Consider the following 20850-nt stretch of genomic DNA (forward strand, 5'->3'; position numbering starts at 1 on the left):
ATGTTGCGTGTTGTTATTGTATCGGCATTTTTGTTGTGGAGCTGTAATCCGAAAGCTCAGGATTCGCCTAAAAATGAAGACCTGAAAGTGGAGTTTTCGTTACCGAAGAAACTGAAGGAAGTTTCAGGTATTGCCCTGTCAAAAGATAAAAAGATAATTTGGGCGATTGAAGACCAGGGAAATAAAAATGTGGTTTACGCGCTGGATGCACAGGGAAAGCAGGTCGCTGATGTAATGGTGAATGATGCTGAAAATAATGATTGGGAAGATATTACTGCAGATCCACAGGGAAATATTTACATCGGTGATTTCGGGAATAACGATAACAACAGACAGAACCTGGCGATTTTAAAATTAGATTTAAAGGATATTTACCAGAAGAGCACAAATGTAATTCAGACCACAAGATTCCGCTATGAAGGTCAGACAGAATTTCCTCCGAAAAAATCGAACTGGCTTTATGACTGTGAAGCATTCGTGGAAATGGACGGAAACTTTTATCTGTTTACCAAAAACAGGAGCAAGGGTTTTGACGGTACTTTTTTAGTTTTCAGGATTCCCAATAAGGAAGGGGATTTCGAAGCAAAACTGATCGGCCAGTTAAAACTTAACGGAAAGTACAGCGATGCAGCGATAACTTCCGCCGCGATCAACAGTACGAAAGATAAAATTGTTCTGTTAAGTCATAAAAATATTCATGTCCTTTCAGGATTTTCACCCAATGATTTTAATAAGGCAAAAATTCAGAAGATATCATTAAACCACAATTCTCAGAAAGAAGCGGTAGTTTTCCTGGATGATAAAACATTGCTGATAGCCGATGAAAAAGACAAGAACACAGGCGGAAATGTATACCGGTTTTCTTTACAATAAAACAGATAGTCCGTTTCACAATTAGCGAAACGGACTATTTTATTTTTTCCTTGATCTGGAAACGGGTTTTGTTAAGTTTACATTATATCACTCTTAGAAAGTCATTCCCACGCCCGCAGAAACCCTTCCGCCATCTGAACCGTAGAAATAATTCAATCTGGCAGAAAACATTTCAACAATGCTTAGCCAGAATCCTGCTCCAACCGACTGATGCCATTTTCGGGATTCTTCGCCGTCATTCCAGACTCTTCCGATATCGTAGCCGAGTAATACACCCATATTGGCAGGAACTATATTATTTCTCACTCTTCCGAAGTCCCAACGGATCTCAGAGTTATTGGTAAAATAAGATCTCCCCGAAAAGCGGTCGTTTCTGAAGGCTCTCATCCCATTATTTCCACCAATGGCCGCAGCCTGGTAAAATTCAAAATTATTATTGTTGATCCACCTTACATTGCTCGAGTTAGCAAAAACAAAATTTCCTCTTTTATCAATTCTGTGATCAATTGTCAATCTTCCCGTTAAGGTAACAAAGTTTTTATTAAAATCTGAAAGATTGGTTTTCCAGTCTGCATTCAGCATCAACTCCGTTCCTAAGGTAGGAAAGGCATTATTGTCCAGGTTTTTGTAACTTAAGGTATAATTTGCTCCTCCAAATTGCTGGTTATTGAATACTTCAGGTCTCACATCAGAAGAAAGATCTACAAAACGGTCGCCGTTTCTCTGTACTTTATTGTTTTCAAAAGTCAGCTGGAATTTATTTTCCAGGTTCATCCAGCTTTTCTTTGAAACAGAAGGGGCAAAGAAAAACTTGGAAATTCTGGCTCTGTTGAACTCTCTTTCTGTTTCTTTCTTATCATATTCACTTTCATTAGAGAGCCCAAAGAAATTTTCTGCATAGCGGGGCGTCGTGTAAGAGGCATCAAGATTAAAATCCCAGCCTGAAATGGCTTTCTTAAATATTCCCCTGTACACAAGATTGAAACCTCCTGTTGCAGTATAAAAATTAGATTTCAGACTATGTTTTTGAGTATACGGAGCACGGATGAAATTATTGACGGTATAATTGGCAACAAGACCAATGATCACTCCGTCATCGGGATTGTAATCTGCATTCGGGTATCCTGCGAAAAAGCTGTATCGGGGATGCTTGTAATTATACGTATTGATATCATAATCATCGGAAATATTTTTTACAGCTCCGCGTGTATTGTATGTGTTCTTCTGAGATTTAAAGTCATAAATTCTCACCTTGCTTCCATTGGCAACATTATAGGTATCATGATTGTAACCACCAATTAACCTGATGTTCATTTTAGGTTTTCCGTCACCTGAAACTTCATAAATGTCATCGTCTTCCAAACCGTAAATCCAAAGTTCTCTTGTTTTGGAATCATCATATGTTTTTTCGAAGACCAGTTCCGGATTTTCCTGTTTTTTGTCCAGTTTATATTGTTTTACATTGACAGAGTGTCCTGTTTTGGTAATAACAAATTTATCAGGATTTACAGTCCCTGCCAGCGGTACTTTTTTCTGCAGAACATTATAATAACCTGCGGCGTAATCCTGTAGTTTTTTTATTCTTGATTTTAATTTCCTTTGGATATCAGCCAGTGTTTCATCTTTAACCTCCGTGGGCATATTGGTGAAAGCTTCATCAATATCCCGGTCTGTCAGATGCTCCTGAATATACTTTGCCTGTGCTATCCATTCCTCTTCCGTAGATCCTTTCAAAAAGATAAGATCCAGCGGGTATGGCTCCATATTTACCCACTTTACATTTTTAATGTCATCTTTAAAGGTCTTCATATGGCGGATGGCCGGAACATTCATGATGACTTTAAAGGCAGTACCGTCATATTTACTGAACGCCTGATCTCTGTCTCTGGGGATAGGCTTATACACAACCTGATTTCCATTCTGATATTCTGCCCATTTCCACTGATCAGAGTGTCTGTCCCAATCGCCGATCAGCATATCGAAAATTCTTGCCCGGATGTAGGATTCCTGGTCGACAGAATATTGATAACTTTTGTTGAAGTTCTTCAGAACGTCATCTGTAGAAACAATATCTTTGGCATTATCTAGCGATGCCAAAGTTACGGGATCAGCAGAAAAACGTTCTTCAATCATATACATTTCATCACCGTAGTTTTGATTATACTCTCCCAATGTATATTGTTTCGGAATATAGTAGAGTTTAGGGTTACTGTGATAAATATTAAGTTTATCCGCTAGATTTCCTACTGAAAAAGGAGTGAATGGATGATTGGTCGTATAAAAATCCAGCAGGAATCTTTCAGGAAAGGTATTGTTGAGCTCACTTCCGAATGTACTTTTTTTAAAGGCCATATTGTTCAGAAACCGGACCGCACTTTTTTTCACGCCTCTCATGACAAATTCCTGCCCGTTTGCCGCTCTCAGTCTTAAACTGTTAGACTGATTTCCGCCGCCTTCCCTAAAAGGGGTAAATCCACCACCGAGCACAGCCAGGTCGGCCGTGGGCGCTTCAACCGGTATTCCGTAATATTTGCGGTAATGATCTCCCCAGAGCCAGCGGTAAAACTTTCTCTTCTCAGTTAATGCTTTAGGATAAACGGTAGAAGATACTGTTGGTGGCAGTGTTTTAGGGAAATTATTAATAAACACATCTGGTTTTGAAATAACGGAGATATGGGAAAGCTGTTTTAAATTACTGTCTTTTGTTGAAAAATATTCAACATCAGTACTGTGATCTTTCCGGATATTTAAAATGGCAAAACCGTTACCGCCATATGAAAAATCTGTTTTTTCAGCGATGGTGGCAGGCGCTGTTTTTGAACCTGCTCCGCTGATGATCTGCCTGATGTTACGGTCTTCATGATATTGCAAATTATGGTCATGTCCGGACACGAAAATGATATTTCCCTTATCCTGAACAATACTTTTTAAACGGTTGGAAAGCTCTGCATAATGCCGGCTGTTAATATCTTCAGGATTAGCTCCTGAAGAACTTCTCACAACATTAATTAAACTTGCCACCCCGGGAACAGGGACTTTACTTTTTAGGGGATAAAGATGTGTCTTCGCCGAAGTAAATCCGGCATGTGTGCCGCTGCTGATCACCGGATGATGCAGTGCAACGATAATTCTTTTATCCTGGTTTTTATTGATCAGATCTTTAAATTCGTCAAAAAAATCTTCCCTGGTTTTAATAGCGCAGTTTTTATTAATTCCCGGCTGCTGATCCCAGTTTAATAAAGCCCATTCGGTATCGATAACAATTAATTTGACATCTTTGGTAAGATTAATATCATCAATAGGGCATGCATTTTTCGGAAGAAATGCTTTTTTATCATTCAGATATTTTTTAACAAAATCTTCCTGTGCTTTTAAGCCGTCTAAACCATGGTACCAATCATGATTGCCGGGAATGACTAAGGTTTTTCCCTTGAAATCTTTAGTTATGGCAAGCTGATTTTCAAGCTTCTGTTTTGCCAGACCGTAATCTTTGTCATTTTCGGCGGGCATTCCGGAAGGATAGATATTATCTCCTAAAAAGATCAGCATAGAATTTTTATCGGCAGAATCCAGCTTTGCTTTAAGCAGGTCTAAAGTGTTGCGGGCCTGTGGCTCGTCTGCATTTCCTGCATCACCGATTAAAAAGATTTTAAAGTCGTTTTCTGATGATATATCAGAATTTTTTACTTCGAATAAGTTTTTACCCTTTTTTACGTTATATGTTGCGCAGGAATAAAGCACTCCGGCAGATAAAGCTACTCTAAGGACAATAGAAGTATTTTTTAGATGAGTTTTAAAGGATAAATTCATAAATTTACAGTAACAAATTTTCGGTGATGAACATTTTAAACAAAGCTAAAGATTATGTTGAAATCTTATTCAAAGATAAGTTATCTTCGGTATATTTTTATCATAATTTTATTCATACTACCTATACGGTAAATAAGGCCGAGGAAATTATGAAAAATACCCCTGTTTCTACGGAGGATCAGGAAAAAGTATTATTGGCGTTATGGTTTCACGATACGGGCTACATCAAATGCGCACAGAATCATGAAGAGAGTGGAGTAGTGATCATGAAGGATTTTCTGATAAAGGAAAAGTATCCCCATGCTTATATCGATGATGTAGCACAGTTGATCTTAGCTACGAAAATTACCTATGAACCTCAGAATCTACTGGAGAAAATCGTGAAAGATGCCGACTGCAGTCATTTTGCGAGTCACAATTATAATGATATTTCTGATGCTTTGCGAAAAGAGTGGGAGCTTACCAATGTAAGATGTTTCTCTAATGATGAATGGAATGCCGGAAATATTGACATGCTGAAGAATAAGCATCAATTCTATACGGATTATGCTAAGCAAAACTGGGGGCCTCTGAAAGAGAAGAATATTAAGAAAATTGAAAAAAAGCTGGAAAAAGAGGACAGTAAAAAAGACAGTTCGGAAAATAAGAAAGATAAAGAAAAGGAATCGAAATCAGACCGCAGTGTTGATACTCTGTTTAGAGTAACCCTGAATAATCACACGAGGCTGAGCGATATTGCAGACAGTAAAGCCAATATTCTGCTGTCTGTAAATGCGATTATCATTTCGGTATGTCTTTCTGTACTGGTTCCGAAACTGGATGCTCCGAAAAACTCCCACCTGATTATTCCCAGTTTTATACTTTTGCTTTCAAGCGTTTTAACGATCATTTTTGCGATCTTATCTACAAAGCCTAATGTTACTAAAGCAAGATTTACGCTTCAGGATGTAGCAGACCGTAAGGTAAACCTGTTGTTTTTTGGAAACTTCAACAGTATGCCTTTCGGTGATTATCATCACGCGATGAAAGACTTGATCAAGGACAGGGATTATATTTATGATTCTATGGTAAAAGACCTGTATTACTTAGGAAAAGTCCTGGATCGTAAGTATAAACTTCTCTCGATAACCTATAAGATCTTTATGGCAGGAATTATTATTTCCGTACTCTCTTTTGGTTATGCTTTTCTTTCTCTTTAAAAATTAAGCTGAGATGATTATAAGAGAGCGTGAAAACTGGCTGAGAATGCTTCTTATATGGCGGGGTTCTGTATTAAAAAAAATTATTGTTCAGCTGGTAACGATAACGCTGTTTTCTCTGGCTATCTACTTTTTCAAAGGAAAAATTTTCGATTATAAGGTTCATCTTAATCCTACCATTTTTACGTTATTAGGTCTGGCATTGGCGATATTTATGGGATTCTGTAATACGGCGAGTTACGACCGGTACTGGGAAGGCCGGAAATTGTGGGGATTGCTGGTCATTGAAACCAGATCACTGACCCGTCAGATCTTTTCGCTGGTTGACGGCCCTTCAAAAGAGGAAAAGCAGAAAATAATCAAAATGATTTCAGCGTTCTCCTGGTCTTTGAACGATCAGTTAAGAGACCGGCAGGGGACAAAACGTATTTCCCATCTGCTGTCAGCGGATCAGATGAAAGTACTGGAGCATAAGAAATTTATTCCCAGTATTATTTTAGGATTTATAGCTGACTGGCTTAGACAGCAGCATAAAAAAGGGTATATTGATACGATTGTTCTGACACAGCTGGACCATCAGCTGAACCAGTTTTCTAATATTTCCGGAGGTTGCGAAAGAATTCATAATACCCCACTGCCTTTTGCCTATAGTGTTTTGCTGCATCGTACAGTTTACTTATACTGTTTCTGGCTGCCATTCGGGCTGGTCGACAGTCTCGGATGGATGATGCCGCTTATTGTAGTGTTGATCAGCTATACCTTTATTGCTTTGGATGCCATTATTCAGGAAATTGGCGAACCCTTCGGTGAAGAAGAAAACGATCTTGCTCTTAACAGTATTTGCAGAACCATCGAATATTCTGTTTTTGAACAGGCCGAAATTCCGCAGGATCCTTTAAAAGAAACGGATTCTTATATTGTCAATTGATTTTCTGCCAGTGAAACTCTGAGTGCCAACAGTCCTGTAATTCCCTGCAGATCCTGTACTCTCAAAAATTCAACATCATGTTTGAGAAGACCTTTCTTTTGGAGTCTACTCACGTATTCCAGATATTCTCTCTGGTTTTCAAGGCCGAAATAGACGATGGTAATTTTCCCGGGACAGGTAATTCTTTCGGCTGAATCTTTTACATGCGCTTTATCCAGACGTTTTTTGATGATCTCATAATAGGAATTGTAGGCTCCGTCGACATCGAAACGTTTTTCATCCATTCTGAAACGGATGTCTATTTTTTCGTTATAAACAAAAATCAGCGAGGCAATATCCAGTGAGATCGGAAGGTCTTCTTTGAATCTCTGGAACTCCAGCTCCATATGACAGACCGTTTCCAGCTGCCAGTATCTTAATTTCTGAACAACTTTTGAAGGATATTGGAGTTCAGGAGCAATATTAGGTCCGATATAAAGATTATGTTCGACTCCATCCGATTTAAATCTTTCATAATAATGCGGAAAAATCTGCTGTGCCTTTACCTGACTTTCATCCAGCATGTCTGCCAGTTTCCTGTTAAGCAAGGTAATAGAATCGTCCAGACTCTTTCTGTTGGCATAGAAAAGATCATTCTGACTGAAGACCTGTAAGAAATAATCCTGAATCTTTTCTCTAATTTCCGGAGTTGCTTTGGTTTCCAAAACCCCTTGGAGATAAGGATGAATTTCGTCCCTCAGCAGCCGTTGTAATCGCTGTTCTGTATCTGCTTTTATTTCATTATTCAATTCATTTTCAAAAATCTCCAGAGCCAACAGATATTTTTCTGAATCAGAATTTAGGACAGAAAAAATACCGTGAAGACAATCGATTTGCTGGTTGAGGTCTTCCAGCATTAGATTAAAGCGCTTTTCCGATGATGACCGGATATCGGAAAATCCGAACAGCGGCGTCAGATTTCTGAACGAGATCTGTTTCAACGTATATATTTTCTTAGCGAGAAAAGCATTGAAATATTTTTCGGCTTCATTTCTGAATTTCCAGATGACACTGTTATGAATGGTGGTATACTCCCTCTGTATGATGGCTTCGATCTGGTTGTTTCTCTCGAAAGTGAACCTGTTGAGAGAAAACAGTATCATATCTGCAAAAAACTCCAGTTTTTTCAGTTTTAACCCGTTGAAACTATGGGCTATCGGAGAAGTAAATTCCATGATGGCCAGAAGCTCATTTTCCTTCATGATCGGAATGACCATGAAACTATTAATGTTATTTTCCTTCAGAATACTGAACGAGGGTAACTTTTTAACCGCTGAATCCAGCTTGTCAACATCTGAAACTACAACCGGTTTTGAATTGTAATTGAAATTTTCGAATGTTGTTCTCCGGATATCCTCATCAAAAGTATTAATCCAAAAGTCCAGGATATGATTGGTAAATACATTCTCATAGATGGGCACCTTTTCCAGTCTCTTTTCTTTATTGTTGAAAAGCATCAGGCCGAAGTTAAGTTCCGGAACATCGAAGTAGGATTTAAAAGTCTCTTTTAAATTTTCATCGGGCGTAAAGTTTTCCGGATCGATCTGTATCATGCTTGATTTCAGGTCTGATAAAGCTACTTCTGACGTACAGTCGACTAACGAAATGATCGTGAAACCACTTAAAATCCATGATTGGGACGGGAAGTATTTTTTCCAGAGTTTGGTGTCGTCCAGATTTTCAAGCAGCATATCGATAACCTCGTCTTCCGGGATTTTAGCATCTTCCGTAGGATAAATATCACTGAAGTCGGAATTCACCGTAATTTTATAGTGCTTCATGATCCCCTGTTTATTAGGGATGTCATAGTAAAGAGGAATATAGCTTTTTACATCTCTCTTAAAATAAACCTGTAAAATAAGGCAGCAGCAGAAGACATAGAATTCATCATCTTCAATATCTCTGAGTTCTATTTCAAAATCTTTTCCGGCATCTTTAAGGATATTTTTGAACCTTTCGGTATAATTAAATGTAATGTTAGACAGCGGAATGCTGGCTGCTTTTATTTCATTATTCGTTAAGCCGGTAGGGAAAAGATCAGCCAGAAGAAGTTTAATAAGATCTTCGTATTTGTGGAGTAATGACAGGTCCTGAAATCCGTTTCTCAGTTCCTGAAAATTTCTTGTTTTCTCAATTAACGATTCCGCATAATTGACGCGGTACTCCAGTCTATCGTTATACCGGATATGTTCCAGCACATCCAAATACTTTTTGAATGAGATAAAAACCTGAAATGGAGCGTCTTTCTTATAAAGATTTGACAAGAGCTGTGAAATTTCAAGTAAAGTTATGAAAAAACTCTAAGTTTTCGGATGGTAGGGAATAGTTTCTTGGGAAAGGGTTGTAATTTGGTCATTCACAAAAGTCTTTCCTTTAATCAGATATCTTGAAGTTCGGCTAATGTGCTAGGTATATTTTGACTTTGCTGTTTTTTGACTGTATTTTGATCTGCATAATCTATTTGTAATCTGATTATTATATTTTTCAGTATAGAATTCCTTATTTAACAAATAAAATATTGACGCAGTTATTCCAAAATAACCAGTGATATTTGAGTCTAAAACAAAATTTTTATTTGTCTCTAAAGTTACAGTTGATATAACGCTGATTATTCTAGCGGATGGGAAGATTTAACATAAAAGTATATTATTAAACTATGTTAAAAATAATTTTTGTGTAACTTGTTCATATGGAAAATTGCAGCAAAAGGCGGGTAAAATGTTTGAAAAAGTTTTAAATTCAATCATAGGGTTAGATTGGCTTCATTTAATTATTACAGGGAACCAAGTAAAAATCGGTGGAATGTATAAAAATAAACCCAGAAATACAGTGCCAGATGGAGTGTAGGATTTAGTGAGGGATGAGATAAAGTATAAAACGAACACTCTAAGGATAGGTCCTTTTAATATCAAAATTCCAATTCCAAATAGACTTAACATATTGAGGTATTCTGGTGTCCAATATGCAGAAGTAAAGGCTATGGATGGTACATTATATGGCAGCTCAAATCAAGGTCCAATTAGGAAGCTATGATTACCTCGATGCATTCAAATGTAGGAGTGAGTATGTATGGAGTCAGTTTATGATTCGAACGACATCTAATTTAATTGAAAATCTCAATGGGAAAATCAGTAAATACACCAAAAATAAAATGTCGTTTCCAACAGATGATGCTGTAATTAAATCAGTGTATCTAGCTTTAAAAGAAGCAACTAAAAAATGGACTATGCCCATCCAGAATTGGGGTATTGTTCTTAATCAATTTAGGCTTATTTTTGAAAACAGGCTCAGATTATAAAATCCAAGCCTGACTTTTAACCTACACACTTTATGGGAGAGTGTCATTACAAGAATGCTGGCTATTAGTACATTGTTATCCCTTAAAGGTGATCCGCTTCCTTCTCGTTATAATGTATATACAATAAAGAGATCTAATACTCTTGAGCTTGCTAAAATTGGCATTACTAGACAAACGATTCTATCAATAGGACGCAAAGTCAGTTTTCCGGATTAAATGTAAGATATACGAGCTACGGTTCACATATATGGAATTTTATCCAGGAACCTGTAAGTCGGGAATCAGCATTATTATATGAGAAATATTATGTTTGGGAATATTTTCAACATTCAGGTAAAATGCCTTATGCACAATCTTATCCTTATCCTGATGCATTGACGAGATATTTAGAAAAATTTATATATAAAAAATGAGAAATATAATGTTTACCGCCTATTTTTCCAATTTGGAAGAGTTTGCAGATTTACCGGATTATAATGCCATCATGGAGTTGTTGATGATTATTAACATTCAAGATAAGTTGAATAGAGAAAAGAAGATGACTAAGGTGATGTTTTGCTTAATCACGGATCGAGACAATGATAACATCGAAAATTTCATTAAAAATTACTATAATAAAAAGGTCTGGCAAGGACTAATAAATCTCGATGTTGCCGCAAAAAACATCAACTGGAATGATCTTACCGACAAAGAAAAGAAAGAGTTTTTAATAGAGAAATGGAAGGTGCTTTTCAATAATTTATCTGATGATTACTTTGTAGTAGATAAATCTGAAGTGATAAGATCTCTGGAAGAGCTTAAATATTCCGAATGGAACATCATAAGCACCCTCTTTAAAAAAAAATTAAAATACAATAAAGAACTATATGAAATTGTCTTGGATATTTCACCTAAAAGAGCAGAATTGGCAATGATAAGTGAGTCTGATAAAAAGAAAATCAGCCTTAAGGAATATCAGACAAGAAAAATAGTTTTTGATCTAAACTTTAAAAACTTTAAGCTTATCAATGAAGGTACATTAATTTTAGAAAATAAATTAATTTTTCTACCTCCTGAAATTTTTGATTTAAAAGAAATCATAATAAATCAATAAACAACAATGAAGGTATATCAAAATTAAACGATGTGAGTTGAGAATTGTTTAAACGAAAACCCTTCTCGACATCAGATACTATTATTTCTCCAAGCATTTATACTTTGGGAGCCAGCTTTGGCAAGAGTGCCATTAGTATTCTTCATATGACCAGCCGATATAGAATGATTTCTGGAGAAATGCAGATAAGGTTTATACAAGGCTGGATGAGTAGTCCAACCAGTGCAACGTATCTTAAGTAATTTATATTATGAAGTATATATTATTAGTCTTTACATTTTTTATTTTAAAAACCAATATTATAATGGCACAAAACAAATTTAGGATTTTAACAAAAGAAGAAGAACAAGCAAATTATAACCTAAGAGATTTAAAATTTTACAAAATGTCGCCTTATAATGAAAGTATTGCACATTTTATTGATGAAAATAATTTACTTGTTCAGCCGAATGTGCCGACAGCCGAACATTCTATAATATTAAGTACTTCTGATTTCAATAGTAATAAATTTCCTCTACTCCCAGAAAATGACACTCCTTATTACAGACATAGGGAATTAATGAATACAGAAAGATTTACAAAGGAAATATGTTGAAAATTTTAAATGAGTTAAATTTCAATTATCAAAAAGATACATTTTATGCAGATGCAGAAAAATTTGTAAAAATGCTTTCATTAGATGATAAAATGAAATTTTTTGTTCCTGCATTATATTTTATCGGTGAAGATTTACACAAACTTTGTCCGGATGCAAAATGGCAGTTTCATACTTTATACTATTTTCAACCATTTTCCGAGGCTGGTCTATATTATGAAAAGTATAATTTTTCTTTTTATGATTTGAATCTATTATTAGAAGGTAAGCTATTGAAAAATAAAAGTATCAAATTTAGAGATATGTATATACGTCTTGAAAAGAAGTTTAATAAAGAAAAACCTAATTGGAATTATACAATTGAATTGGTTCCGTGAGATAAAAATTATTAGCAATTAGAACTATATAAAAATCCCGTATGAGTATTCAACTGTAATATTATGATGAGTAAATATTTTAAAGGGAAACTTATAAATTAAAAACCTTCCAGATTATTGGAAGGTTTAGCTTTTATATTTCAGTTTGGAATTATAATCCGAATACTCCTGCAAATAAATCCGGAGCAACGCCTAATATAATCACTGATGCAATGATGACCACCGCAACAATATTGTAGGTAACCGTTACTTTCTCTGAAGATTTAAATGTGCTTTCTTTAAAGAAGAACATGGAGATTATTAATCTCAGGTAATACGCTATTGAAACTGCTGAACCAAGAACGGCCACCAATACAAGGAACACGCCGTGATTGGAATTCATAGCCTGGGAGAATAAAGCAAATTTCCCCATGAAACCAGCCGTTAACGGAATTCCAGCCATGGATAGCATAGAAATTGCGGCTACTGTCGCCAGTAAAGGTTCAGATTTTGCCAATCCTTTGAATGCGCCGAATGAAGTTTCTCTTTTCAGTTTTTCAACATAAATCAGACACATGAATACCCCAACTGTTGATAAAGAATAAGCAAACAGATAGAATGCTAAATTATAAGTAGAGAGGCTTGTCATTCCGTAGAAAACTAATCCGATGTATCCTGCATGAGAAACCGAAGAGTAGGCCAGCATTCTTTTCGCATTGGTCTGAGCCAGACCCATCACATTGGCCAAAAGCAAAGTGATAATCAGGAATACGCCGAAAACATTAATCCATTCTGCGGTAACACCACCAAACCCTATGGTCATTAATCTGAACAGTGCAAAAAATCCTGATATTTTTACCACACTTGCCATGAAAGCCGTGATTAATGAAGGCGCTCCGAAGTAAACATCAGGACTCCACATGTGGAAAGGTGCCAGTGCCACTTTGAATGCCAGTGCACAAAGGATCAGTAAAACACCTAAAATGAACATGACATCTTTAGGGTTTGAAACTCCAAAATCCTGGATTTTATATAAATCGAAACTTCCGACACTTCCATAGATAAATGCGATACCGAACAGTAAGAAACCCGTTGCGAAGGCACCCATCAGGAAATATTTAATTGATGCTTCGTTGGATCTTAAATCAGTTTTATTAGCACCCGCCATGACATACAAAGGAATAGAAAGGATTTCTACGCCCAGGAACAGCGTTACTAAGTTCTGGTATCCGAAAAGGATGATTCCACCGCATAATGCAAAAAGCATCAGCGCGTATAATTCTGACTGGTGGCTTCTGTGGTTGCTGAATGCAAAACCGCCCAAGAAGAATAGTAATAATGTCGTTACGATTGATATCTTAGTAAATAAAGCAGTATTTGCAGTATACTCATACATGTGTCTGTACTTTTCGAAAAAAGCATATTCCGGCATGAAACTTACATATAATGCGATGATTAATCCCAAAATCCCAATGTATCTTGCGAATTTCCCTTGTTCAAAAACTCCTGAAAATAACGCAACAACTGCCGTTAGGAAAACAATAATTAAAACACTCATTTTTTAAAATATCAAATTAGCTTACCATTGACTGGTAGATAAACTTCAACGAACTATTCACCATTTCGATTACCGGTTGCGGGAAAATACCCAGTACAATCACAAAAACCGCTAAACTTGCCAATACGGAGAATTCTACTGCAGATAAATCTTTTGCTGTACTCAATACCGCATCATCTCCCTGTCCGAACATGGCTCTTCCGTAAAATCTCAATAAGTATACTGCACAAAGAATTACCGTAAGACCTGCAACCACTGCTGCCAATCCGTTGAAATCATACACCGATTTCAACAAGATAAATTCTCCGATAAATCCATTGGTCAACGGAACGCCCATTGAACCCAGTATAATAATCAGGAACAGCACAGCAAATTTAGGAGCTACTCTGGCAAGACCTCCCATTTGTCTGATGTCTCTGGATTTAAATCTCTTGTATAAAATATCACAACAGTAGAACAGACCAGCCACGTTGATCCCGTGAGCAAACGTCTGCACCAGTGCTCCTTCAGCACCTTCAATATTGAAAGTTCCTCTCAGGGTAACGATCGCAGAAGCGAAGATACCTGCCACCATTAATCCTACGTGAGAAAAAGATGAATACGCAATGATCTTCTTCATATCAGTCTGCACAATGGCGATCAATGCACCGTGTACAATTCCGATGATGGCCAGAATAATAACAATCTGTCCTGAAATTCCTGCAATCGGGATGGGAGTGATGGGTAAAAGATAACGCATAACCCCATAAATTGCCATCTTAAGCATAATCCCTGACAAAAGCATTGATCCCTGAGTCGGAGAATAAGTATAGGTATCCGGCTGCCAGGTATGGAAAGGAAACACAGGTAATTTTACTGCAAAGGCAAAAAAGATAAACCAGAACACCACCGTCTGTTGTGTCTCATTTAATTGGGCATTGTATAAATCTGTCAGCGCAAAAGATGCAGAGTGATTGTAAACATAAATCAATCCGGCTAACATGAATAATGACCCAACGAATGTATATACGAAGAATTTCGTAGTAAACTCAAATCTTTTATTTTCCTGTCCCCAAAGTCCGGCAATAAACCAGATCGGAATCAAAGTTACTTCCCAGAAAATGTAGAATAACAGTCCGTCAAGCGAAGTGAAAACACCTACCAATCCAAACTGCATCAGCAGGATCAGACCGTAGAATGTATTTCTGTAGCTTACATTTTCATTAAAAGAAGATAAAATAATAATAGGCGCCAGAATATTAGTCAGCAATAAAAGAAGCAAGCTCATCCCATCGATTCCGAAGTGAAGCGTACTTTTGATAAACTGCGACCATGGGTACGTGATCTCATACTGTAAAGAGCTGTCTACCGTCGGCCCAAAATTGAAATCCGATGCGATATAAAACGTTACAAGCATCTGAATCAAAGCAATTCCCAGTGCCAAATATTTGCTGGAATTACTCTTCCAAGCGAAAACTAATCCCGAACCTACTAGAGGTAATAGTAATAATGTTAATAATAAACCAGACATTATTGTAATATAAAGTTAACAATCAGTATAATTCCTACCGCTAAAGACATGATCAGAATGTAATTCTCAACATTTCCGTTCTGAATACGCTTCATCGCTTTTCCGCTGTCTTCAGCGCCTTCCCCTACGAAGTCTACAAAACGGTCCAGAACACCCCTGTCAAACATTCTTCCTCCGCGCCCTAATCCTTCAACAGTTTTTACAACAATGGCATTGTAAAGTTCGTCAATATATAATTTCTTAGCAGACAACTTTTCCCATCCCGTATATTGTTCTTCCGGTAACGCTCGTTTTTGCTTATTAACATACGTGTTTTTAACGATAAACCAAACGCAGAAGAACATCGCAACTGTTGCTCCCAAAAGAATCATTTCAGTACCAAACGGAACTCCAGAAAGAGTAGCTTCCATCTGTTTAAAGCTTTCCTCAGTAAGAACAGGTTTTAACCATTCCATGAGCTTAGCATAATGGCCGTGACCGATAAAGTGAGGAAGGTTAATTAAACCACCCAGAACCGATAGAATAGCCAAAACAATTAAAGGTAATGTCATATTGGTCGGACTCTCATGCAGGTGGTGCTTTTGTTCTTCAGTACCTCTGAACTCCCCGTGGAAAGTCAGGTAGTATAATCTGAACATATAGGTTGCAGTAACAGCAGCTAAAATGAATAAAAGTACCCAGTAAACCGGATTTTTAGCAAATGCAGCTACTAAAATTTCGTCTTTTGAAATCATCCCTGATAGCAAAGGGAATCCTGAGATAGCCAATGTTCCGATAAGGAAAGTAGCATGAGTGACCGGAATATATTTTTTCAGACCTCCCATAAAACGCATATCCTGTTCGTTGCTCATCGCGTGGATAACAGAACCTGCTCCTAAGAACAGCAATGCCTTGAAGAAAGCATGTGTCATTACGTGGAACATAGCTGTTGTATAAGCTCCAAGACCCAAAGCAATGAACATAAATCCAAGCTGTGAAACAGTAGAGTAGGCCAATACTTTTTTAATATCGTTTTGACGCAGTGCATAGAATCCTGCCAAAGCAGCGGTTAAGAATCCGATGAATAAAATGCCTCCCTGAACGGTTGGTGCTAAGGTAAATAAGAAGTTTGATCTTACTACCAAATAAATTCCCGCCGTTACCATCGTTGCTGCGTGAATTAATGCAGAAACAGGAGTCGGCCCGGCCATCGCATCCGGTAACCAGGTATATAAAGGAACCTGAGCAGATTTACCGGTAGCACCGATAAATAAACTCGCCGTAATAAAAATAATTACGTTTCCGTCCAATTCAAATTTTCCGGCATTTTCCGCTACGGTAAGGTAATCTACAGCATTAGTCTGGCCGGCGATCATAAAGATACCGATCAATAAAGCAAGGTCACCGATTCTGTTCATGATAAATGCTTTTCTCGCTGCTTTACCATATTCTTCGTTGGTATACCAGAATCCTATCAGTAAGTAAGAACACAATCCTACTCCTTCCCATCCGATGAATAAGATCAGGTAGTTGCTTCCCATAACCAATAATAACATAGAGAAGATAAACAGGTTCAGATAAGTGAAAAACTTATAAAAACCTTTATCATGACTCATATATCCGATAGAGTAGAGATGGATTAAAGATCCGATCCCTGTGATGATCATCACCATCATTAAGGATAACTGATCGATCTGGAATCCGAAATTGATCTGAACTCCGTTTACCCTGAACCATTCAAAAGCTTTTACGATAACCGCCGGACTTTCAGAATCGAAATTCATGAAAATACTCACCGCAATACAGAAAGGTATAAAAACCATGGCTGTAGCCAGGCTGCCCACTACTATTTTGGGAAGACCTTTCCCGAAAAGACCGTTAATAAGAAAACCTAAAAGTGGTAAAAGTATTATTGCATATATTAAATTCTCCATTCTTATCCTCTTAATTTATTAAATATACTTACATCAACAGAACGGGTATTTCTATACAGCATCGCAATAATTGCCAAGCCTACCGCTACTTCCGCAGCTGCTACCACCATAATGAAGAAAACCAAAAGTTGCCCGTCTCCATTTCCTTTATATGCTGAAAATGCAGCCAGTAAAAGGTTTGTAGAATTCAGCATAAGCTCAACACAACCCAAAATAACAATAGCGTTTTTTCTCAACAATACTCCTAACACTCCCAAACAGAATAACACTGAAGAAAGAATGATAAAATAATTCAGAGGGACGCTTTGTATAAATGTATTTACTTCTCCCATAATTTTATAAATCTTTTTTACCGATTAATACCGCACCTACAATACCTGCCAATATAAGGATGGATGCAAGCTCAAACGGTAAAACATATTCATTAAACAAAAGCCTACCCAGATTTTTAGTAAGACCCACGCCTTTGTCTACATTTTCAACAACGACATGATGGTCCTGAACTCCTCTGAAAACACCCAATACTCCGATTAACAGCAAACCGGCAGTAAAAACGCCAATAAATTTTAAAGTATTGCCCTTCTTACTTTCGTCTTCCTTATTAAGGTTAAGCATCATCAGGATATAAAGGAATAGTACCATGATAGCTCCGGCGTAAACAATAATCTGGATAATCGCCAGGAACTGCGCATTCAGAAGGATGTACATTCCCGCAATAGAGAACATTGTAACAATTAATGACAGAATAGCATATAAAGGATTTCTGGCAAATACGAAATAAACCGCACTTGCCACTGCTAAAAACGCCACCAAGAAAAATAAAAACTGATCCATTATTTTACCGCATTTTTTTGTTTCTCGGATTGTCTTTCAGTGATATCAATCCTTTGATTTATTTTTTCAACCAATTTATCTTTTCCATAGATGAAAGAACCTCTGTTGGTTTCCACGTCTACCAATCGGTCGGTAAGATAGATGGCAGATTTAGGACAAGCCTCCTCACACATACCGCAGAAAATACATCTTAGCATATTGATTTCGTATACTGAAGCGTACTTCTCTTCTCTGTAAAGGTGTTTTTCTTCCTTGGTTCTTTCAGCAGAAGTCATTGTAATGGCTTCTGCAGGACATGCCACCGCGCAAAGTCCGCAGGCAGTACATCTTTCTCTGCCTTCTTCGTCTCTTTTCAGGACGTGCTGACCTCTCCAGATTTCTGCTCTCGGTTTCTGTACCTCCGGATACGAATATACTGCTGGAGCACCTTTCAATACGGTTCTGACAGCATGCTTAAATGTAATCCCCATTCCTGTAAAAATCGCAGGTAAGTAGATTTTTTCAGCAAGGGTCATTTCTTTATTGGAAACAACTTTTGATCTGTTCGTAAGTTTCATTTAATTATAGATATTAGATGTTAGACTCATATTGCCTGTTATCTTAATTTAATATTTAATCGAACCTTCAAGGTTTTTTAACCTTGAGAGGTTTAGTTTCGTCAATTAATTTCCGAATGCTAAAATAACAGCACCTGTAATTAATAAGTTTACCAATGCCATTGGAATAAGCGTTTTCCAACCCAGGTGCATTAACTGGTCATATCTGAATCTCGGTAGCGTCCATCTGATCCACATGAAGATCAGAATTCCTATTACTGTTTTAGTTAAAAATGCGACGATGCTCAGGATACCGGCCGTATTTTCACCCCAATGCTGGGTTACCCATTCGATTCCGGGATAATTGTAGCCTCCGAAGAAAAGAACTACCATAAATGCATTGGAAATAAACATGTTCACATATTCACCGAACATGTATAGTCCTAATTTCATAGATGAGTATTCTGTAGAATATCCTGTTACCAATTCAGATTCACACTCCGGTAAATCAAAAGGGTGTCTGTTGGTTTCGGCTAAAGCGGCTACAAAGAATACAAGGAAAGCAATCGGCTGGTAGAAAATATTCCAGTTCATTCCTGAACCCCATGGAATAATCCCCCAAAGTTTTCCCCTGTCTGGCTTTCGGTGATTTCTTTTAAATCTAAACTTCCTGTCATCATAATGATAGATAGCAAAGCCAGTCCCATAGCCAATTCGTAGGAGATCATCTGGGAAGAAGCACGGATCGCCCCTAATAAAGAATATTTATTGTTCGAAGCCCAGCCTCCGATCATGATTCCGTAGACACCAATTGAGGCCATTCCGATGATAAAAAGGACACCCACATCAATATTAGCGACCTGAAGATCATAAGATGTACCTGCAATATTTAAACTTTTACCCCAAGGAATAACCGCTCCCGTGATCAATGAAATGAACATCACCAAGGCCGGTCCCAGTACGAAAAGAAATTTTTCTGCATTAGCAGGGGTAAAATCTTCTTTAAAGAAAAACTTTCCACCATCAGCAAGAGGCTGTAGCAATCCGAAAGGTCCGGCTCTGTTGGGACCGATTCTGTCCTGCATAATAGAGGCCACTTTTCTTTCTGCCCAGGTAGAGTAGGCTGCAATCGTTAACGAAAGCAGGAAAAGCGCTAGTACAAGTATAAGTTTAAATGTAAGTAAATCCATTCTGAATTTTAGATTTTAGATTTTAAATTATAGATTATAAGTGCATTTAAAATCTATAATTAAAATTTATAATTTATTATAATTTTTCGTCTTTTTCACTGATTTCTTTAGCCAGAGGGTTGTCTAAAACTCTTAGTTCATCCTTTGGTTTTTCGTAGTGATTTAATGAAATAACGGAGTGTCTGTCGATGTGTCTTGGACCTTCGATATTCCAGTCAGACAGTTCTTTTCTTTCAAAACGGCATGTATCACAAATGAATTCTTCAACTTCACCCCACTGATCTTTTCTGGCTGTAACTCTTATAATTTCGTTACCTTTCATCCAAACGGTAGCTTTCCCGGAACATTTATCACATGTACAGGTAGCATTCATAGGTTTGGTAAACCACACTCTGCTCGCAAAACGTGCCGTTCTGTCGGTTAATGCTCCTACCGGACAAACGTCGATTACATTTCCGATGAAGTCATTATCCAGAGCTTTATTAAGATAAGTTGAAATTTCAGCGTGATCGCCTCTGAAAAGAATTCCGTGCTCTCTTGAGTCTGTCAGTTGATTGGCTGTCAGAACACATCTCGCACACAGAATGCAACGGTCCATATTTAATTTGATATGGGGACCGAGATCATCTGCATCATAGGTGTTTCTTTCGAATTCAGTTCTGGTTTCGGGATTTCCATATTCATAACCCAGATCCTGAAGATGACATTCACCGGCCTGATCGCAGACAGGGCAGTCCAATGGATGATTAACCAATAAAAACTCAGTAACAGCCTTTCTGCCTTCCTGGGCTTTTTCAGAAGTAAGATTTTTCACTTCCATTCCATCCATGACATTGGTTCTGCAGCTGGCTACCAATTTCGGCATAGGGCGGGGATCTGCTTCCGATCCTTTAGAAACTTCCACAAGGCAAGTTCTGCATCTTCCTCCACTGGTTTCCAATTTGCTGTAGTAGCACATTGCAGGAGGTACAGATTTTCCACCGATCTGTCTGGCTGCTTCCAAAATAGAAGTTCCAGGCAAAACTTCGGTAGTCTGTCCGTCTATAGTTATTTTGAATTTTTTAACCTCTTCGCTCATATTCTATGCTTTCGCTTATGCTTTTAAGGCGGTAAGCTAT

Annotated in this window: 15 protein-coding genes and 2 pseudogenes; 7 read left to right on the forward strand and 10 right to left on the reverse strand. The window is 37.5% G+C overall.

Translation table 11 applies throughout. From position 1 onward, the window contains the following. Entirely contained in the window at positions 1-873 is an 873-nt protein-coding gene (locus ODZ84_RS17645; protein WP_266173694.1) for an NHL repeat-containing protein, read from the forward strand. A 93-nt stretch (positions 874-966) separates the two neighbouring features. Here the strand turns inward: ODZ84_RS17645 and ODZ84_RS17650 are convergent, their stop codons facing one another. Then, positions 967-4683, reverse strand: a complete 3717-nt coding sequence (locus ODZ84_RS17650; RefSeq protein WP_266173695.1) for a metallophosphoesterase — start codon at positions 4681-4683, stop codon at positions 967-969. A 26-nt stretch (positions 4684-4709) separates the two neighbouring features. On the opposite strand from ODZ84_RS17650, the gene ODZ84_RS17655 reads away from it, so the two are divergent. Further along, positions 4710-5882 carry a Pycsar system effector family protein gene (locus ODZ84_RS17655; RefSeq protein ID WP_266173696.1) on the forward strand — a complete coding sequence of 391 codons (1173 nt, stop codon included), beginning with the start codon at positions 4710-4712 and terminating at the stop codon, positions 5880-5882. 13 nt (positions 5883-5895) lie between these two features. Further along, complete coding sequence (locus ODZ84_RS17660) at positions 5896-6810, forward strand: bestrophin family protein (RefSeq protein WP_266173697.1); 915 nt, start codon at positions 5896-5898, stop codon at positions 6808-6810. Here the strand turns inward: ODZ84_RS17660 and ODZ84_RS17665 are convergent. After that, positions 6795-9113, reverse strand: a complete 2319-nt coding sequence (locus ODZ84_RS17665) for a GAF domain-containing protein (protein ID WP_266173698.1) — start codon at positions 9111-9113, stop codon at positions 6795-6797. The genes ODZ84_RS17660 and ODZ84_RS17665 overlap by 16 nt on opposite strands. A gap of 830 nt (positions 9114-9943) precedes the next feature. Here ODZ84_RS17665 and ODZ84_RS23475 point away from each other — a divergent pair. From ODZ84_RS23475 to ODZ84_RS17685, 4 genes and pseudogenes are all read left to right on the forward strand, one after another. Then, a pseudogene (locus tag ODZ84_RS23475) lies at positions 9944-10147 on the forward strand (transposase); the annotation flags it as partial. Between the two features lie 409 nt (positions 10148-10556). After that, entirely contained in the window at positions 10557-11240 is a 684-nt protein-coding gene (locus ODZ84_RS17675; RefSeq protein WP_266173699.1) for a hypothetical protein, read from the forward strand. Positions 11241-11544: 304 nt separating this feature from the next. Next, a complete protein-coding gene (locus ODZ84_RS17680; RefSeq protein WP_266173700.1) occupies positions 11545-11835 on the forward strand; it encodes a hypothetical protein in 291 nt (96 codons plus the stop codon). Next, on the forward strand, positions 11829-12212 hold the full coding sequence (locus ODZ84_RS17685) for a hypothetical protein (RefSeq protein WP_266173701.1): 384 nt from the start codon (positions 11829-11831) through the stop codon (positions 12210-12212). The genes ODZ84_RS17680 and ODZ84_RS17685 overlap by 7 nt, the downstream gene beginning before the upstream one ends. Positions 12213-12363: 151 nt before the next feature. Here ODZ84_RS17685 and ODZ84_RS17690 read toward each other — a convergent pair whose 3' ends face one another. The 8 genes and pseudogenes from ODZ84_RS17690 to ODZ84_RS17725 form a co-directional block, all read right to left on the reverse strand. Further along, the gene (locus tag ODZ84_RS17690) at positions 12364-13749 is read right to left on the reverse strand and encodes an NADH-quinone oxidoreductase subunit N (protein WP_266173702.1); all 1386 of its coding nucleotides are present in this window, start codon (positions 13747-13749) and stop codon (positions 12364-12366) included. Between the two features lie 16 nt (positions 13750-13765). Further along, positions 13766-15259 carry a complex I subunit 4 family protein gene (locus ODZ84_RS17695; protein WP_266173703.1) on the reverse strand — a complete coding sequence of 498 codons (1494 nt, stop codon included), beginning with the start codon at positions 15257-15259 and terminating at the stop codon, positions 13766-13768. Continuing rightward, on the reverse strand, positions 15259-17172 hold the full coding sequence (gene nuoL, locus ODZ84_RS17700) for an NADH-quinone oxidoreductase subunit L (RefSeq protein ID WP_266173704.1): 1914 nt from the start codon (positions 17170-17172) through the stop codon (positions 15259-15261). The genes ODZ84_RS17695 and nuoL overlap by 1 nt, the downstream gene beginning before the upstream one ends. 2 nt (positions 17173-17174) lie before the next feature. Beyond that, positions 17175-17504 (reverse strand): NADH-quinone oxidoreductase subunit NuoK, encoded by a 330-nt coding sequence (nuoK, locus tag ODZ84_RS17705; protein ID WP_089754032.1) that lies wholly within the window; start codon positions 17502-17504, stop codon positions 17175-17177. Between the two features lie 4 nt (positions 17505-17508). Continuing rightward, positions 17509-18006 carry an NADH-quinone oxidoreductase subunit J family protein gene (locus tag ODZ84_RS17710; RefSeq protein WP_266173705.1) on the reverse strand — a complete coding sequence of 166 codons (498 nt, stop codon included), beginning with the start codon at positions 18004-18006 and terminating at the stop codon, positions 17509-17511. Beyond that, complete coding sequence (locus tag ODZ84_RS17715) at positions 18006-18563, reverse strand: NuoI/complex I 23 kDa subunit family protein (protein ID WP_266173706.1); 558 nt, start codon at positions 18561-18563, stop codon at positions 18006-18008. Before ODZ84_RS17715 ends, ODZ84_RS17710 begins: the two co-directional genes overlap by 1 nt. Positions 18564-18668: 105 nt before the next feature. Next, positions 18669-19732: pseudogene (gene nuoH / locus ODZ84_RS23480) on the reverse strand (NADH-quinone oxidoreductase subunit NuoH). A gap of 76 nt (positions 19733-19808) precedes the next feature. Continuing rightward, the gene (locus ODZ84_RS17725) at positions 19809-20810 is read right to left on the reverse strand and encodes a 2Fe-2S iron-sulfur cluster-binding protein (RefSeq protein ID WP_266173707.1); all 1002 of its coding nucleotides are present in this window, start codon (positions 20808-20810) and stop codon (positions 19809-19811) included. Between the last annotated feature and the right edge of the window lie 40 nt (positions 20811-20850).

The sequence above is a fragment of the Chryseobacterium fluminis genome, assembly GCF_026314945.1.
Lineage (GTDB): Bacteria > Bacteroidota > Bacteroidia > Flavobacteriales > Weeksellaceae > Chryseobacterium > Chryseobacterium fluminis.

What these genes read in the sequence shown, in the direction of transcription:
- ODZ84_RS17645 (WP_266173694.1), top strand. Translation starts at nt 1, where the DNA reads ATGTTGCGTGTTGTTATTGTATCGGCATTTTTGTTGTGGAGCTGTAAT.
- ODZ84_RS17650 (WP_266173695.1), bottom strand. Translation starts at nt 4,683, where the DNA reads ATGAATTTATCCTTTAAAACTCATCTAAAAAATACTTCTATTGTCCTT.
- ODZ84_RS17655 (WP_266173696.1), top strand. Translation starts at nt 4,710, where the DNA reads ATGAACATTTTAAACAAAGCTAAAGATTATGTTGAAATCTTATTCAAA.
- ODZ84_RS17660 (WP_266173697.1), top strand. Translation starts at nt 5,896, where the DNA reads ATGATTATAAGAGAGCGTGAAAACTGGCTGAGAATGCTTCTTATATGG.
- ODZ84_RS17675 (WP_266173699.1), top strand. Translation starts at nt 10,557, where the DNA reads ATGAGAAATATAATGTTTACCGCCTATTTTTCCAATTTGGAAGAGTTT.
- ODZ84_RS17680 (WP_266173700.1), top strand. Translation starts at nt 11,545, where the DNA reads ATGGCACAAAACAAATTTAGGATTTTAACAAAAGAAGAAGAACAAGCA.
- ODZ84_RS17685 (WP_266173701.1), top strand. Translation starts at nt 11,829, where the DNA reads ATGTTGAAAATTTTAAATGAGTTAAATTTCAATTATCAAAAAGATACA.
- ODZ84_RS17690 (WP_266173702.1), bottom strand. Translation starts at nt 13,749, where the DNA reads ATGAGTGTTTTAATTATTGTTTTCCTAACGGCAGTTGTTGCGTTATTT.
- ODZ84_RS17695 (WP_266173703.1), bottom strand. Translation starts at nt 15,259, where the DNA reads ATGTCTGGTTTATTATTAACATTATTACTATTACCTCTAGTAGGTTCG.
- nuoL (WP_266173704.1), bottom strand. Translation starts at nt 17,172, where the DNA reads ATGGAGAATTTAATATATGCAATAATACTTTTACCACTTTTAGGTTTT.
- nuoK (WP_089754032.1), bottom strand. Translation starts at nt 17,504, where the DNA reads ATGGGAGAAGTAAATACATTTATACAAAGCGTCCCTCTGAATTATTTT.
- ODZ84_RS17710 (WP_266173705.1), bottom strand. Translation starts at nt 18,006, where the DNA reads ATGGATCAGTTTTTATTTTTCTTGGTGGCGTTTTTAGCAGTGGCAAGT.
- ODZ84_RS17715 (WP_266173706.1), bottom strand. Translation starts at nt 18,563, where the DNA reads ATGAAACTTACGAACAGATCAAAAGTTGTTTCCAATAAAGAAATGACC.
- ODZ84_RS17725 (WP_266173707.1), bottom strand. Translation starts at nt 20,810, where the DNA reads ATGAGCGAAGAGGTTAAAAAATTCAAAATAACTATAGACGGACAGACT.